General features: G+C 71.4%; 14 protein-coding genes. 4 read left to right on the forward strand and 10 right to left on the reverse strand.

The annotated features are described in order from the left end of the window. Positions 1–11: 11 nt before the first annotated feature. Positions 12–800 carry a 1-acyl-sn-glycerol-3-phosphate acyltransferase gene (locus tag FBY35_RS27175; RefSeq protein ID WP_142216602.1) on the reverse strand — a complete coding sequence of 263 codons (789 nt, stop codon included), beginning with the start codon at positions 798–800 and terminating at the stop codon, positions 12–14. Positions 801–1,026: 226 nt separating this feature from the next. Here FBY35_RS27175 and FBY35_RS27180 point away from each other — a divergent pair, with 226 nt between their 5' ends. Together FBY35_RS27180 and FBY35_RS27185 are read left to right on the forward strand one after the other, a co-directional pair. Next, a complete protein-coding gene (locus FBY35_RS27180) occupies positions 1,027–1,806 on the forward strand; it encodes a carboxylesterase (protein WP_142216603.1) in 780 nt (259 codons plus the stop codon). Further along, positions 1,799–2,416 carry a hypothetical protein gene (locus FBY35_RS27185; protein ID WP_142216604.1) on the forward strand — a complete coding sequence of 206 codons (618 nt, stop codon included), beginning with the start codon at positions 1,799–1,801 and terminating at the stop codon, positions 2,414–2,416. The genes FBY35_RS27180 and FBY35_RS27185 overlap by 8 nt, the downstream gene beginning before the upstream one ends. 45 nt (positions 2,417–2,461) lie before the next feature. Here FBY35_RS27185 and FBY35_RS27190 read toward each other — a convergent pair whose 3' ends face one another. The 6 genes from FBY35_RS27190 to FBY35_RS27215 all read right to left on the reverse strand — a co-directional run bounded on the left by FBY35_RS27190 (position 2,462) and on the right by FBY35_RS27215 (position 7,411). Continuing rightward, positions 2,462–3,214: an endonuclease/exonuclease/phosphatase family protein gene (locus FBY35_RS27190; protein WP_142216605.1), complete on the reverse strand. Its 753-nt coding sequence runs from the start codon at positions 3,212–3,214 to the stop codon at positions 2,462–2,464. 121 nt (positions 3,215–3,335) lie between these two features. After that, the gene (locus tag FBY35_RS27195; RefSeq protein ID WP_142216606.1) at positions 3,336–4,277 is read right to left on the reverse strand and encodes an ROK family glucokinase; all 942 of its coding nucleotides are present in this window, start codon (positions 4,275–4,277) and stop codon (positions 3,336–3,338) included. 66 nt (positions 4,278–4,343) lie between these two features. Next, entirely contained in the window at positions 4,344–4,796 is a 453-nt protein-coding gene (locus FBY35_RS27200; protein ID WP_142216607.1) for a DUF5304 domain-containing protein, read from the reverse strand. A 96-nt stretch (positions 4,797–4,892) separates the two neighbouring features. Continuing rightward, complete coding sequence (locus tag FBY35_RS27205) at positions 4,893–6,104, reverse strand: ArsA family ATPase (RefSeq protein WP_142216608.1); 1,212 nt, start codon at positions 6,102–6,104, stop codon at positions 4,893–4,895. Next, complete coding sequence (locus FBY35_RS27210) at positions 6,104–6,553, reverse strand: SRPBCC family protein (RefSeq protein ID WP_142216609.1); 450 nt, start codon at positions 6,551–6,553, stop codon at positions 6,104–6,106. Before FBY35_RS27210 ends, FBY35_RS27205 begins: the two co-directional genes overlap by 1 nt. A gap of 90 nt (positions 6,554–6,643) precedes the next feature. Next, positions 6,644–7,411, reverse strand: a complete 768-nt coding sequence (locus FBY35_RS27215) for a metallophosphoesterase (protein ID WP_142218190.1) — start codon at positions 7,409–7,411, stop codon at positions 6,644–6,646. A gap of 302 nt (positions 7,412–7,713) precedes the next feature. Between FBY35_RS27215 and FBY35_RS27220 the strand changes: the two genes are divergently transcribed. Next, the gene (locus tag FBY35_RS27220) at positions 7,714–9,510 is read left to right on the forward strand and encodes a long-chain fatty acid--CoA ligase (RefSeq protein WP_142216610.1); all 1,797 of its coding nucleotides are present in this window, start codon (positions 7,714–7,716) and stop codon (positions 9,508–9,510) included. 66 nt (positions 9,511–9,576) lie between these two features. Here FBY35_RS27220 and FBY35_RS27225 read toward each other — a convergent pair whose 3' ends face one another. Beyond that, positions 9,577–10,719 carry a glycosyltransferase family 4 protein gene (locus tag FBY35_RS27225; RefSeq protein WP_142216611.1) on the reverse strand — a complete coding sequence of 381 codons (1,143 nt, stop codon included), beginning with the start codon at positions 10,717–10,719 and terminating at the stop codon, positions 9,577–9,579. Positions 10,720–10,819: 100 nt separating this feature from the next. Here FBY35_RS27225 and FBY35_RS27230 point away from each other — a divergent pair, with 100 nt between their 5' ends. Continuing rightward, positions 10,820–12,085 (forward strand): glycosyltransferase 87 family protein, encoded by a 1,266-nt coding sequence (locus FBY35_RS27230; protein WP_142216612.1) that lies wholly within the window; start codon positions 10,820–10,822, stop codon positions 12,083–12,085. Between the two features lie 16 nt (positions 12,086–12,101). Here FBY35_RS27230 and FBY35_RS27235 read toward each other — a convergent pair whose 3' ends face one another. After that, positions 12,102–13,334, reverse strand: a complete 1,233-nt coding sequence (locus FBY35_RS27235) for a hypothetical protein (RefSeq protein WP_260848832.1) — start codon at positions 13,332–13,334, stop codon at positions 12,102–12,104. Positions 13,335–13,376: 42 nt separating this feature from the next. Further along, on the reverse strand, positions 13,377–14,405 hold the full coding sequence (locus FBY35_RS27240) for an NlpC/P60 family protein (RefSeq protein WP_142216613.1): 1,029 nt from the start codon (positions 14,403–14,405) through the stop codon (positions 13,377–13,379). Between the last annotated feature and the right edge of the window lie 85 nt (positions 14,406–14,490).

Below are 14,490 nucleotides of genomic sequence, written 5' to 3' on the forward strand. Positions count from 1 at the left end.
GGACCGCGCGGCTACGCGGCCGGCCGGCCCGTCGTCTCCGAGGGATCCGACCGATCCGGCTTTTCGGCCTTGTCCGCCTTCTCCGCCGCCTTCGCGGCCGCCTTTTCGGCCTTCTCCGCCTCCGCGATCTGACGCTTCGCGGCAGTCGCGTAGATGTCGACGTACTCCTGGCCCGAGAGCTTCATGATCTCGTACATGACCTCGTCGGTCACCGAGCGCAGGATGAAGCGGTCGTGTTCCATGCCCTGATAGCGGCTGAAGTCGAGCGGCTTGCCGATCCGGATCCCCGGGCGCATCAGCTTGGGGACCACCTTGCCGGGCGGCTGGATCTTCTCGGTGTCGATCATCGCGACCGGGATGACCGGAGCACCCGTGGCGAGTGCCACGCGCGCGAGGCCGCCGGGCTTGCCGCGATAGAGGCGGCCGTCCGGAGAGCGGGTGCCCTCCGGGTAGATGCCGAACAGACCGCCGCTCTCGATGACGTCGATACCGGCCTTGATCGCCGCCTCACCCGCTCCTCGGGCGCCCGAGCGGTCCACCGGGAGCTGGCCGACGCCCTTGAAGAAGGCGGCGGTGAGCCTGCCCTTCACACCGGGCGAGGTGAAGTACTCCGCCTTGGCGATGAAGGTGACCTTGCGGTCGAGCACCGCGGGGAGGAAGAACGAGTCCGAGAAGGACAGATGATTGCTTGCGAGGATCGCCGCTCCGTCGGCGGGAATGTTCTCCAGTCCCTCCACCCAGGGCCTGAAGGCAAGCTTCAGCGAGCCTCCGATGGAGAACTTCATTGCGCCGTAGATCAACTCGGGTGCCTCCTGTGTGCTGTCGAACAGACCTTAACCCGAGGCGCGCCCGGGATCGCTGTGCCGGGGGCCCTTCGCACCTGGTCGGTGTCAGTCCGGTCGCGTACGGTGAAGTAGACCTCCAAGACCTTCAAGTAGACCTTCAAGACACTGCCGCTGTGCCTGACCGGGGCCTGCCACGTCAACGGCTCTGCCGTGGGCCCCGAACCCCCGAAAGGAGACCCCGGTGCCGGTCCTTCCTGGAGCTGAGCCGTTCCGTCATGAGGGCGGCGAGGTCGGCGTCCTTCTCTGTCACGGATTCACCGGTTCCCCGCAGTCGCTGCGCCCCTGGGCCGACTATCTGGCGGAGCGCGGACTGACGGTGTCCCTGCCGCTGCTGCCCGGGCACGGCACGCGCTGGCAGGACATGCAGGTCACCGGCTGGCAGGACTGGTACGCCGAGGTGGACCGCGAGCTGCGGCTGCTGCTGGAGCGGTGCAGCCAGGTATTCGTCTTCGGGCTCTCCATGGGCGGCGCGCTGACACTGCGTCTGGCCGCAAAGCACGGCGACTCGGTCAGCGGCATCGTCGTGGTCAACCCGGCGAACAAGGTCCACGGCCTGTCGGCACACGCCCTGCCCGTGATGCGGCACGTGGTGCCCACGACCAAGGGACTCACGAGCGACATCGCCAAGGAGGGCTCCGAGGAGGTCGGATACGACCGGGTGCCGCTGCACGCCGCGCACTCCCTGCGGAACTTCCTCCGGCTGGTGGACGGCGAGCTGCCGCAGGTCACACAGCCGATGGTCCTGCTGCACAGCCCGCAGGACCATGTGGTCCCGCCGGTCGACTCGGCCCGCATCCTCAGCCGGGTCTCCTCGACCGATGTCAGGGAGATCCTTCTGGAACAGAGCTACCACGTGGCGACGTTGGACCACGATGCGGAGCGGATTTTCGAGGAGAGTTACGCGTTCATCGGCCGCCTCGCTCCGAGTGTCGGGAAGAAGGGGAGCACCACCGGTGGCTGAGCAGCACGACGCGGACCGCGAGCCGCAGCCGATCGACGAGGAAGCCGCCTGGGCGGCCATCGTCGCGGGATACGGCGAGGAGCCGGCCGACCCGCCGGGTGCCAAGCCGTTCAAGTCGGTGGAGGATCTCGCCCTGCTGGAGGGCGATCTGAACGAGACCCCGAACCGCGGCCCGAAGGGCCGCTCGGCCGAGCAGCCGGAGCCCGGCGCGGACGACGACGGGGACGGGGACGGGGACGACGCAAGGGACGCGGATCGGCCGGCGCTGGGGAGTTCCATCACTTTCGCGCCGGGCGTCGGCGGCCCGCGCGACTACCGGGTGACCGAGCCCAGGGACGAGGACCTCGACGACGGCGACGAGGGCCACTTCGTCCCGCCGGAGCCGCCGCCGCTGCCGGAGGCCGATGTCACGGCCAGGTTCGCCTGGCTCGCGGTGGTGGGCGGCCCGGTGCTGATGCTGATCGCGGTGCTGCTGCAGTGGGACATGACGTGGTGGCTGACCACGCTGTGTGTCGGCGGTTTCCTGGGCGGCTTCGCCACCCTGGTGGCCCGGATGTCGCACGGAGACGACGAGGACGACGACGACCCGGGCCGCGGCGCGGTGGTATAGGGGTTCCAGCGCGGTGGTGCCGGGGGTTCCATGGGGTCCCCGGGATCAGGCCCCCTGGACCCGCAGTGCGGCCAGCACCGGAAGGTGGTCCGTCGCGGCGCGCAGGTCGGCCTCGGTGATGCCCGGGAGGCCCAGCGGCACACCGCATCCCAGCACCTCGACGCCCGCCGTGGCGAAGATCGCGTCGATCCGCTGGTGCGGATTGTCCGGCGTCGAGGTGTACTCACCGCCCCAGGGCGCGACCTCCCAGCAGTCCTGAAGTGACTCTGCGAGCCTGCGGAAGCTGCGGCCCGTGGGCCGCTCGTTGATGTCGCCCGCCGCGATCGCGTACGGCACATCCATCGCCTTCAGCCGGTCCAGCAGCATCCCGGCCTGCGCGTAGCGCTCGTCGCTCCGCAGGCTCAGATGGCAGCTGAGCAGTCCGATCCGGGCGCCCCCGATCCGTACGACCGCGGTGGCGAAACCGCGCCGGTGCAGCCCGGGAGTGAGCGGCAGCAGCACGTCTTCCGTACGCTCCACCGTGGCGCGCAGCGAGCAGAGCAGCAGCGGTCCGGTGGCGGTCGCCCCGCCCGTCAGGACCACGAGTTCGCTCTTGGCGGCGAGCCGGGCGGCGTGTTTGCGCCAGCGGAAGAAGCGCGGGGCCTCCTGGACGAAGACCAGATCGGGCCGGCAGGCACGGATCACCCGTGCCAACGCCTCCTCGTCGTCCCGCAGGGAGCGGATGTTGTAACCGAGGACCCGGATCACCGCCGAACCGTCGGGTTCGGTGCGGGAGTTGGGCAGCAGACTCGTCGCCATGGCGATCAACATACGGCAGACGCCCGCCGCTCCCCCTTGGGGCGCGACGGGCGTCTGCGCATAGATGACCAGCGTCCGGCCGGCTCCGCGAGAGCGGCGCCGGTTCAGGCGCAAGCGGGGATCAGCCCTGGCGTGCCAGGTCCGCCGCGCCCACCATGCCCGCCTTTCCGCCCAGTTGGGCAGCGAGCACCTGGGCGTGCGGACGCCACTGGCTGCCGACCAGCCAGCGCCGGAAGGACTTGCGAATGGGGTCGAGGACGAGCTCGCCCTCGTCCGAAACGCCGCCGCCCACGATGAACGCCGACGGGTCGAAGAGCGAGGCGAGATCGGCCAGGCCCGCGCCGGCCCAGCGGGCCAGTTCACGGAACGAGTCAAGGGCAACCGCGTCGCCCTGGCGGGCGGCCTCGCTGATGTGCTTGCCGTCGATGCCCTCGACCGTGCCGTCGCCGAGGCCGAGGAGCACCTCGGCGTTCTCGGGGGTGGCGTGGGCGCGCTGCTTGGCGTACCGCACGAGGGCCCGTCCGGAGGCGTACTGCTCCCAGCAGCCCTGGCTGCCGCAGCCGCACAGCAGACCGTCCGGGACCACCCGGATGTGGCCGAACTCCGCGGCCACGCCGAAGCGTCCGCGGCGCAGCTTGTTGCCGATGATGATGCCGCCGCCGAGCCCGGTGCCGAGCGTGATGCAGATGACGTCCTCGTGGCCCTGGCCGGCGCCGAAGCGGTACTCGCCCCAGGCTGCCGCGTTCGCGTCGTTCTCGACGACCACGGGGAGGCCGACGTGCTGCTCGATCTTGTCCTTCAGCGGTTCGTAGCGCCACTGGATGTTGGGCGCGAACAGGACGGTGGCGCGCTTGTCGTCGACGTATCCGGCGGCGCCGATGCCGACGGCCTCGATGTCGTGCCCCTCGCCGGCCCCGGCCACGGCGGAGCAGATCGCGTCGACGATGCCCTCGGAGGTCGACGGCGTGGGCACCGTGTACGTCTCAAGAATGGTGCCCTCTTCGTCGACCACGCCGGCCGCGATCTTGGTGCCGCCGATGTCGACGCCGATGGTGAGTCCCATGTGTCCCTCAGTTTTCGGTCGAGCCCCGCTACGGCCAACCGTACCCGAGGGCGGGCACCGCCCGGCTCAGTCCAGGTCGATGTGCTCGCTCGCCCCGGGGCCTTCGTCGCGGGGGTCCGTGGCATCCCCGGAGCTGTCCGGATCCGGGGTCCGCTGCTGGGTCCAGCGTCGCTCATGGCCCTCGACTGCGGATCGATAGGCGGCGAGCAGTTCACTGCCGGCGGCCGCGAGGTGGTCGAAGATCTCCGGGTTGCGCTCGATGACCGGCTCGACGGCGGACTTCGCCTGGCTGACCAGCTGCTGTACGGCGCTCTGCGCGGCCATGCCGGGCAGCGACGTCTGGAAGGCGGAGACCTTGTCGGCGACGACGTCGAGGAGTTTGCGCAGCTCCTCGGCGGCGGAGCCGGGCGGTGTGCCGTACTGGGTGCGGCGGCGGGCCTTCTCGGCCTCCAGATCCTCGGCGCAGGCCTTGGCCCAGGCGTCGGCGTCGACGGCGGGACGCTCGGTGGCATCGCTCATGGCGTACTCCTGCGGAAGGACGGGCGGAACGGAGGCTTGGGGGTGTCCGGTGGCCCCACTCGTACGCTCGACGTTACCCGAATGGAGGCAGAGCGTTCAGCGGGCGCGGGGCCACAGCCCGGGATCCGGCGTGAAGCGGACCCGCAGCGCGCCGTCCGTGAGTCCTGCGCCGGACACCGTGCAGCGGCGCAGCACGGAGGGCAGCGGAACAATCCTGCGGAACGGTCCCACCGTGACCAGGAGTTCATCCCCACGGCGTACCAGCGAGACATCCTCCTTCACGGCGCCGGGCAGCGGGAGGCGCCAGACATAGAGCGGGCCCTCGCCGCCGTCGGCCGTGGCGGGGAACTCGACCCGCCAGGGGTCGTCCCTGCGCTGCCCGGGGTCCGTGACCGGCTCGACGTCGAGTCCGCCGTCCTCGGCGAGTGCGCCGAGGTCTTCGAGGCCGCGCGGGTCCCGGCCGAGGTGGCTCACCTCGCGGAGCGGGGTTCCGGGTGCCCACTGTGCGTACCACTCGCGCAGGTGCTTCTCCTGCTGCGCGCAGAGTGTGGCGAGCCAGGCGTCCGGGGACTGCCCAGGCAGGATCCGGTTCGGTACGAGGGTGTCGGCCTCCAGTCCGTGCAGGGCGAGCCCGGAGCGGGCCGTTCGCAGGACGTCCGCGGCCGCGGGTGAGGGCTCGGCGACCAGGCGCAGGGTCGTGCCGCGGGCCTCGATCACCGTTTGCACACCGGCCAGTTCGCCGTCCCAGCGATCGGCGGTGGCGTACAGCCACTGCGCGGGCATCGGCACGCCCGCCAGCTGGGCGAGCACCGGGCGCAGCGCCCGTGCGGCCTGCCGCTCCACCGGGAGCAGCCGGCGCAGATAGCGGCGCAGCTGTTCGGGCAGGGCGAGCGCGGCAATGGTCTCGCGCAGCGGCGGCATGTCGACGACGAGCACGTCCCAGTCGCCGCGTGATGCGACGGTCAGCGCGCGCAGCAGCGCGAACTGCTCGCTGCCGGGGAGCTCGGTCAGCTCCTCGTCCTCCAGAGGCCTCGCGCCCAGCAGGTCGAGCGCGCCGGAGCTTCGCTCCTGAAGGGCCAGGAACTCCGCGCGGAATGCGGCTCCGGCCTCGATACGGGCGGCCCACAGCCCGCCGGTGACTTCCGCCGGTTCGGCGAGGCTGCCCGCGACGGGTGTGCCGAGGACGTCGCCCGGCTCCGCGGACAGGAACAGCGTGCGCCTGCCCCGCCCGGCCGCGAGGAGCGCGGTGGCGGCGGCGACGGTGGTACGGCCCGCGCCGCCGAGGCCGGTGACGAGGACCGTGCGCATCAGGCGGCGGGCGCGCTTTCGACGCGCTTCTTCAGACCGGCCAGGGCGCGGTCGATGATGACCTTCTCGGCCTTGCGCTTGATCATGCCGAGCATGGGGATCTTGACGTCGACGGTCAGCTGGTAGGTGACCTCGGTACGGTCACCGCCACCGACCGCGGCCAGGGTGTACGAGCCGTCGATGGCGCGCAGCATCTGGGACTTGACCAGCGTCCAGCTGACCTCGTTGTCGCCGCTCCAGGTGTACGCGAGGGTGTGGTCGTCCTTGATCGCCCCGGCGTCCAGCACGAGGCGGACCTGCTCGGCACGGCCCTTGGCGTCGGTGGCGAGCACCTTGGCCTCCTTCACCTCACCCGTCCACTCCGGGTAGCGGGCGAAGTCGGAGATCACGCCCATCACGTCGGCCGGCGCCGCCTCGATCGTGATGCTCGAGCTGGTGTGTTCCGCCATCGCTGCGGCTCCTCACAGTGCGGTACGACCGGGGGTGGTGTGGTGTGCAGGCTACCGCGACCCGACTGGTCACCGGCGCCGGGCCCGGTCTCACCACTGCAGTGACCAGGGCCGGCCGGTGGAGGCGAAATGCCCGACGTTGACGCACTCCGTGGCGCCGATGCGCATCCGGTCGACGAGCGGCTGGTGGACGTGGCCGAACAGGGCGTACCGGGGGCGGGTGCGGCGGATCGCGGCGAGCAGCGCGTGGCTGCCGCGTTCGAAGCGGCGCGCGACCGTGTCGTAGGTCAGCTCGGGGACCTCCGGCGGGATGTGCGAGCAGAGCACGTCGACCTCGCCGATCGCCTCGATCTTGGCCGCGTACTCCTCGTCGGAGATCTCGAACGGGGTGCGCATCGGCGTGCGCAGTCCTCCGCCGACGAAGCCGAAGGTCAGGCCGCCGATCTCGACGCGCTCCCCGTCAAGGACCGTGGTGCCCGGGCGCGCGTACTCCGGCCAGAGGGCAGGTATGTCGACATTGCCGTAGGTGGCGTACGTCGGGGCGGGAAAGGCGGCGAACAACTCGGCGTACTGGCGTCGCACCGCAGACTCGATGGCACTCTCCCGGTCCAGTCGCAGCTCGCCCCAGAGCCTGCGGCCCAGTTCGCGGGCCTCGTCGAAGCGGCGGGCGGTGCGCAGTTCCACGATCAGATCGGCGTTGTCGACGCCGAAGAGGTCGGGGAAGATACCGCGCGAGTGGTCGGCGTAGTCGAGGAAGAGCACGAGGTCACCCAGGCAGATGAGGGCATCCGCGCCGTCCCCCGCCCTGGCGAGGTCCTTGGCGTTGCCGTGCACGTCACTGATCACGTTGACTCGCATGCCTCGCATGACGATCACCCTAGGACTGCCTCGTCGGGGCCGGGTAGTGGGGGCGGACCGGTCGTTCTTCCGAGTCATGACAGGTGTGGACTACGCTCGCGGAGCGATGCCACAACCGATGCCATACGCGTGTGACGCAGGGAACATCTGGCCGGAACCCCCTATCCCGAACCGAGTACTGGTGGGTAACGTCCGGGCAGTCCAGTCGTGCTCACCCCCCAATGAGCACCTGCCCGATCTTGGACCGCAGCCGGTGCATCACACAGAGCCGTGGCGCCGGAGCCCGATGAGGAGCAGCAGTCTTGCGCGAGTTCAGTCTTCCGGCCCTGTACGAGGTCCCCTCTGACGGCAATCTGACGGATCTCATCCGCCGCAATGCCGCCATACATCCCGATGTCGCGGTCATGGGCAGAAAGGTGGCGGGCGCCTGGACGGACGTCACCGCCACCCAGTTCCTGGCCGAGGTGCGGGCCGCCGCCAAGGGCCTGATCGCCGTCGGCGTGCGCCCCGGTGACCGGGTCGCCCTGATGTCCCCCACCCGCTACGAGTGGGTGCAGCTGGACTTCGCGATCTGGAGCGCGGGCGCCGTCACCGTCCCGGTGTACGAAACCAGCTCGGCCGAGCAGGTCCAGTGGATCCTCGGTGACTCGGATGCGGTCGCGGTGATCGTCGAGAGCGACGCGCACGCCGCCGCCGTCGAGTCCGTACGCGACCGGCTGCCCGGCCTTCGGCACGTCTGGCAGATCGAGAACGGCGCGATCGAGGAACTGACCGCCGCGGGCGCCGAGGTCGCCGACGAGACGGTCGACGACCGCAGCGCCAGCGCCAAGGCGGACGACGCGGCGACGATCGTCTACACCTCGGGCACCACCGGCCGCCCCAAGGGCTGTGTGCTCACCCACCGCAGTTTCTTCGCGGAGTGCGGAAACCTGGTCGAGCGCCTGAGGCCCCTGTTCCGTACGGGCGAGAGCTCGGTGCTGCTCTTCCTCCCGGCCGCGCACGTCTTCGGCCGCATGGTCGAACTGGCGGCCGTGATGGCTCCCATCAAGCTCGGCTGCGTGTCGGACATCAAGAACCTCACCGACGAACTCGCCTCCTTCCGGCCGACGTTGCTCCTCGGCGTGCCGCGCGTCTTCGAGAAGGTCTACAACTCGGCGCGGGCGAAGGCCCAGGCGGACGGCAAGGGCAAGATCTTCGACAAGGCCGCGGACACGGCCATCACCTACAGCCGTGCGCTGGGCACTCCCGAGGGCCCCTCGATCGGTCTCAGGTTCAAGCACAAGGTCTTCGACCGGCTCGTTTACAGCAAGCTGCGTGCGGTACTCGGCGGGCGCGGCGAGTACGCGATCTCCGGCGGGGCGCCGCTGGGCGAGCGCCTCGGCCACTTCTACCGCGGCATCGGCTTCACTGTCCTGGAGGGCTACGGCCTGACCGAGTCGTGTGCGGCGACCGCGTTCAGCCCGTGGGACCGGCAGAAGATCGGCACGGTGGGCCAGCCGCTGCCGGGCTCCGTGGTGCGGATCGCCGACGACGGCGAGATCCTGCTGCACGGCGAGCATGTCTTCAAGGGCTACTGGAACAACGAAGCCGCGACCGCGGAGGCGCTGACCGACGGCTGGTTCCACACCGGCGACATCGGCACCCTGGACGAGGACGGCTACCTCGCGATCACAGGCCGCAAAAAGGAGATCCTGGTCACCGCGGGCGGCAAGAACGTCGCTCCCGCCGTGATCGAGGACCGCATCCGCGCGCACGCACTGGTCTCGGAGTGCATGGTCGTGGGCGACGGACGGCCCTTCGTGGGCGCGCTGGTCACCATCGACGAGGAGTTCCTGGGGCGTTGGGCCTCGGACCACGGCAAGCCGGCCGGTTCGACGGCGGCGTCGCTGCGCGATGACGCCGATCTGCTGGCGGAGGTCCAGCGGGCGGTGGACGACGGCAACGCGGCCGTGTCCAAGGCGGAGTCGGTGCGCAAATTCCGCATCCTCTCCTCCCAGTTCACCGAAGAGGCGGGCCACATCACGCCGTCGCTGAAGCTGAAGCGCAATGTGGTGGCGAAGGACTTCTCCGACGAGATCGAGGCGATCTACCGCGGCTGAAGGCCGCGGTGCAGGCTCCGGGGGCGCCGGGCGGCGCCCCCGAGCGGTGCCCGGGCCCGGCGTGCCTCAGAGAAGCGTCCGCAGCTTCTGGGCCAGCAGGTCCCAGCGCCAATTCTCCTCGACCCACGCCCGGCCGCGCTCCCCCATCCGCCGCCTCAGCTCGGGATCTTCGAGCAGCGCCACGATCCGTTCGGCCGACTCCTCGGCCGAGCCGCCGCGGACGACCCAGCCCGTCTCTCCGTCGAGTACGGCGTCGGGGGCACCGCCCGAGTCGCCCGCGACCACCGGAAGACCCGTCGCGGATGCCTCCAGGTACACGATCCCGAGGCCCTCGACATCCAGGCCGCCCCTACGGGTGCGGCAGGGCATGGCGAAGACGTCGCCCGCGCCGAAGTGCGCCGGAAGCTCCGCCCAGGGAACGGCGCCCGTGAAACGCACGGAACCCTCGACCCCGCTCTCGGCGGCCAGGCCCCTCAGCTCGTTCTCGTACGGTCCACCGCCCACGATCAGCAGCACGGCGTCCGGCACCTTCGCCAGGACGGCGGGCATCGCGCGGATCAGGGTGTCCTGTCCCTTGCGCGGCACCAGCCGCGAGACGCACACCACGACCGGACGGCCGCTGAGCCCGAGGCGGGCGCGGACCAGGTCCCCGCCCGAGCCGGGGTGGAAGGTCTTCTCGTCTACGCCGGGCGGGAGTTGGACCATGCGAGCCGCCGCCTGAGGCGTCAGCGCGGCGGCGATGCGTGAGCGGGTGTACTCGCCCAGATAAGTGACCGTGTCCGTGCCCTCGCCGATGCGGCGCAGGAGTTGCCGGGCCGCGGGCAGCTGCGCCCAGCCCGCCTCGTGGCCGTGTGTGGTGGCCACCAGCCGCCGTGCGCCCGCCTTGCGCAGAGCCGGAGCCATCAGCCCGAGCGGGGCGGCTGCCCCGAACCACACCGACTCACAGCCGTGCTCGCGCAGCAGCCGGGTCGCCCTCCGGGTGACCCGCGGAGTCGGAAGCAGCATGGTCGTACGGTCGCGTACGACGGTGAAGGGCTGCTCGGCGTCGAAGGCCGCGGTCGCCTCGTAGCCCTCGTGCCCGCGCTTCCAGGTGGAGGCGTAGACGACGAGCTGTTCCGGGTCCAGGCGCAGCGCCATGTTGTGCAGGAACGCCTGGATTCCGCCGGGCCTGGGCGGGAAGTCGTTGGTCACGATCAAGGTCTTGTGCATCGCCGCCGACAGTACCGAACGGCCCTGCCTCACCGCTCCCGAGCCGCCTCGCCCGGCATCATGGGCACCCATAAATCGGCACGAATGGGATGGGGTGCTCATGGCGGGCGTCGCAAGCGGGAGTGACAGCGCGAGCGGTGGCGACAGGCGCCTTCCGCTCGTGGTGTGGATCCTCACCAGAACCGCGCTGATGCTCTGTGTCCTCAAGGTCGTCGCCTTCCCGGGCCTCGATGTCACCACCGATGTCTCGGGGATCTACCAAAGCTGGTACGAGGTCCTGAAGACCGGCCACTTCCCCATGGACGACGTCACCTGGCAGTACCCGCCCGCCGCCGCGCTCGCCATCCTCTCCCCCGCTCTGCTGCCCGTCCTGGGCTATGCCGCCGCCTTCTTCGTGCTCGTCCTGCTCTGCGACGCGCTGGTCCTCTCGCTGCTGCTCTACGCGGGCGGGCGGCCGGGCAAGTCCCAGCGCGGCACCTGGGTCTGGGTGGCGGGTGTGACACTGCTCGGGCCCACCGCGTACGCCCGCTACGACCTGATGGTCACGGGCGTCGCCGTGGCCGCCCTCCTTGCCGGGGCGCGCCGTCCACGCGTCCTGGGCGCGCTGGCGGCCTTCGGTGCGCTGCTGAAGGTCTGGCCCCTGCTGGTGCTCACGGGCACTCCGCGCGGCCGGGCGACGATCCGCTCCTGGGCCACCGCGGCGGGCGCGGCGGCCGCCCTGATGCTGCTGTTCGTCTCTGCGATGCCGGGCGCGCTCGCGTTCCTCACCTTCCAGCGCGAGCGCGGCACGGAGATCGAGTCGCTGGGCGCGCTCGCCTTCCATGTGGCCCGGCACTACGGCTGGGACGGCAGGGTGCTGCTGAACTACGGCTCGGTGGAGTTCGTCGGCCCCCACGTCTCGCTGGTTTCCGCACTCGCGCTGGCCCTCACCGCCGTCGCGTTCGGCTGGCTGCTGCTGTGGCGGTTGTGCGCGAAGAAGTTCGCGCCGAGCACGCTGTGCGACGCGGCCTTCACGGCCGTGCTGATGTTCACCACCACGAGCCGGGTGATCAGCCCCCAGTACCTGATCTGGCTGGTCTCTCTGGCCGCCGCCGCGCTGGTCTTCCGGCGCAGCCGGATGGGGCTGCCCGCCTGGCTGGTGCTCGCGGCGACGGGCGTCACGCTGCTGGAGTTCCCCGTCGGGTTCGCGCATGTGGTGCAGAGCGACCCGCTGGGCGTGGCGCTGCTGGCCGTACGCAACGGGCTGCTGGTCGCGGCGACACTGACGGCCTGCGTGCGGCTGTGGCGCCAGACGGTCACCGAGCCGCGCCGCCGCAAGCTGCTGCCCGCTCAGTCGACCCGCGACAACGCGCTGCTCTCCTCCTGACAGGCCGAGGCCCGGCTCAGCCGTCCAGCCGCTCTTGCAGATACTCCCGCCAGCGCGCTGTGAAGTCCGCGGGCGCCGTCCCCAGCACATCCGCCATGGCCTTCTGGACCGCGCCCGCGCGGTGTCTGCCCCGGCCGACCGCCCGGTAGAAGGCGGTCAGTTTCTGCTCGCCCCAGCGCTCCGCGATCAGTTCGCACGCCAGCCAGCCGCCCTCGTACGCCCGCGCCAGCCGGTCCCCCTCGCCGCCGAAGGCGAAGTCCGCGTCGGCGGGCAGCACGGCCGGCAGGTCTCCGCGCCCTACCGCGCGCTGGAGTTCGGGGGCGATCTGACCGGCGGTGCTGCCCGTGCCGCGGTACGCGACCCAGTCCGCGAAGCCCTCGGAGAGCCACATCGGGGTCGCCGCCGAGGTGTACGCGCGGGTGGCGACATGGGTGGTCTCGTGGGTGAGCACGACGCCCTGGCCGTAGTCCCCGAGCACCGCGTACGCCTCGGGAGTGACGATCACCCGGTCCGCGGGCGCCGTCCCGGGGGCCGCGGTCTCGCCCGTGGTGACCGCCGCTATCCCCCGGTACGCGGCCGAGGGAGCGCCCAGCAGCTCTCCCATGGCGTCCAGCGATGCGGGGACCAGCACGACGACGCGCCCGGCCCAGGGGGAGGCCCAGGCGGCCGAGACGGCCGGTACGGCCCGGTCCGCGGTGGCGGCGAGGGCGCGCAGCCGTTTGCCGTCCTGGCCGACGCCCAGGACCAGGCTGCGTCCGCCGCGCACCACCTGGACGTCGCCCTGCTGCCAGAACTGGCGGCCGCCGCCCTTGCCCGCGCGGTCGGCCGTGACGTACCAGCGGCCGTCGTGTTCGGTGAGCTCCAGCGTGCGCAGCGCGGTCACCGGAGCGGTGTCGTAACCCGCTATGCGGTAGCGCAGTTCGGCCTGTGCGACGGCCCGTGTGCCCTGCCGCTTCACATCCCCCAGCCGGTACTCCCAGGAACTGAGCGGCACATCCGCGAGATTGCGGAACTCCCGGCGCTCCACCGTCCGCAACGCCCCCGCGGCGGGGTCCACGGCCCCCAGATAGGCGCTCTCGTCATGGCCGACGACGGCGGCTGCGCGCTCGTCGAGCGTGCGCTGGATGTCGCGCACGGTGGTGTCGGACGCCTCGGGGGCAGCGCAGCCGGACGCCAGCAGGGCCGCGGTGAGTACGAGACCCGCCGCGTGCCGAATCGCCCTGCGCCGTGCGCGCCCCTGACCTGCCACAGTGCCGATCGTACGGAAAGCTGCGCCGAACGGAACGGGGCCTCAGACGCGGGTGACCGACGAGATGGGCATCATGCCGACCGGGTCGTAGCGCACCGGCGCACCGGGGTAGGGCGCGTGGATGACCTGGCCGTTGCCCATGTACATCGCGATATGACTCGCATCACTGCGGTACGCCACGAGGTCGCCGGGCCGCGCCTCGGACAGCGGGACCTGCCGGCCCGCGTACCGCTGCGCCTGCGAGGTGCGCGGCAGCGCGACTCCCGCCTGGGCGTACGACCACTGCGTCAGGCCCGAACAGTCGAACCCCGAGGGCCCGTTGGCGCCCCACACGTACGGGCGGCCCACCGCGCTGCGGGCCGCCCTCGCCGCGGCGGCCGCGCGCGCGGATGCGGGTGCGAGGCCGGAGAGCTCCGGCATCGCGTCGCGGCCGGAGCGCGAGGCCCGGTCGTAGCCGGCACGGTACTCGGACGGCAGGGAGTTCAGCAGCCGCTGGGCCTCGGTGAGTTTGCGCTCGACGGTGCGTTTGTGCCGGGCGACGGCCACCCGGCTGTGCTCCAGTTCGGCAAGGTCGCGGGAGGTCTCCGCGCGCTCCTGTCCGAGCCGTCGCTGCGCCAGCCGCAGATCGTGCAGGGCACTCGCCTGGAGCTCGCCGATGCGGTCCAGTGTCGCGGCCTTGTCGAGATAGCTGTCCGGGTCCTCGGAAAGCAGCAGGGCGAGCGCGGGGTCCATGCCACCCGAGCGGTACTGCGCGCCCGCCACCGAACCGAGCGCTCCCCGCATCCGGTTGATGCGCTCCTGCCCGCGGGCCACACGGTCCTGCGCCCGCGTCACCTGCTTGCGCAGCCGCTCCACCCGTTCACCGGCCTTGTTGAACTCCTCGGTGGCCTGCTCGGCCTCCTCGTAGAGCCGGTCGACCCTGGTGCGGGTGGTCTCCGTCGTGTCCTGCGGGTCGGCGCTCGCCGGAGCGGCGCCGAGTGCCGCGGCGGCGGTTGCCGCCGCCGCGGACAGGACGGAAACCCGGCCGGTGTGAGTGAGGCCGGGCTGTGAGGGCCGTCTGTGGGACGCCACGGGCCGCGCTCCCTTCCGCTGTACGACATGTACGAGGGTGTTGCGCGGCAGAGAGTAGCCGGGCGAGCACACAGCGTCCAAAGAC

The sequence above is a fragment of the Streptomyces sp. SLBN-118 genome, from assembly GCF_006715635.1.
GTDB lineage: Bacteria > Actinomycetota > Actinomycetes > Streptomycetales > Streptomycetaceae > Streptomyces.

Coding starts and splice junctions, on each gene's coding strand:
- FBY35_RS27200 (WP_142216607.1), bottom strand. CDS start 4,796: ATGAGCGATGCCACCGAGCGTCCCGCCGTCGACGCCGACGCCTGGGCC.
- FBY35_RS27225 (WP_142216611.1), bottom strand. CDS start 10,719: ATGCACAAGACCTTGATCGTGACCAACGACTTCCCGCCCAGGCCCGGC.
- FBY35_RS27210 (WP_142216609.1), bottom strand. CDS start 6,553: ATGGCGGAACACACCAGCTCGAGCATCACGATCGAGGCGGCGCCGGCC.
- FBY35_RS27205 (WP_142216608.1), bottom strand. CDS start 6,104: ATGCGCACGGTCCTCGTCACCGGCCTCGGCGGCGCGGGCCGTACCACC.
- FBY35_RS27190 (WP_142216605.1), bottom strand. CDS start 3,214: ATGGCGACGAGTCTGCTGCCCAACTCCCGCACCGAACCCGACGGTTCG.
- FBY35_RS27195 (WP_142216606.1), bottom strand. CDS start 4,277: ATGGGACTCACCATCGGCGTCGACATCGGCGGCACCAAGATCGCGGCC.
- FBY35_RS27215 (WP_142218190.1), bottom strand. CDS start 7,411: ATGCGAGTCAACGTGATCAGTGACGTGCACGGCAACGCCAAGGACCTC.
- FBY35_RS27230 (WP_142216612.1), top strand. CDS start 10,820: ATGGCGGGCGTCGCAAGCGGGAGTGACAGCGCGAGCGGTGGCGACAGG.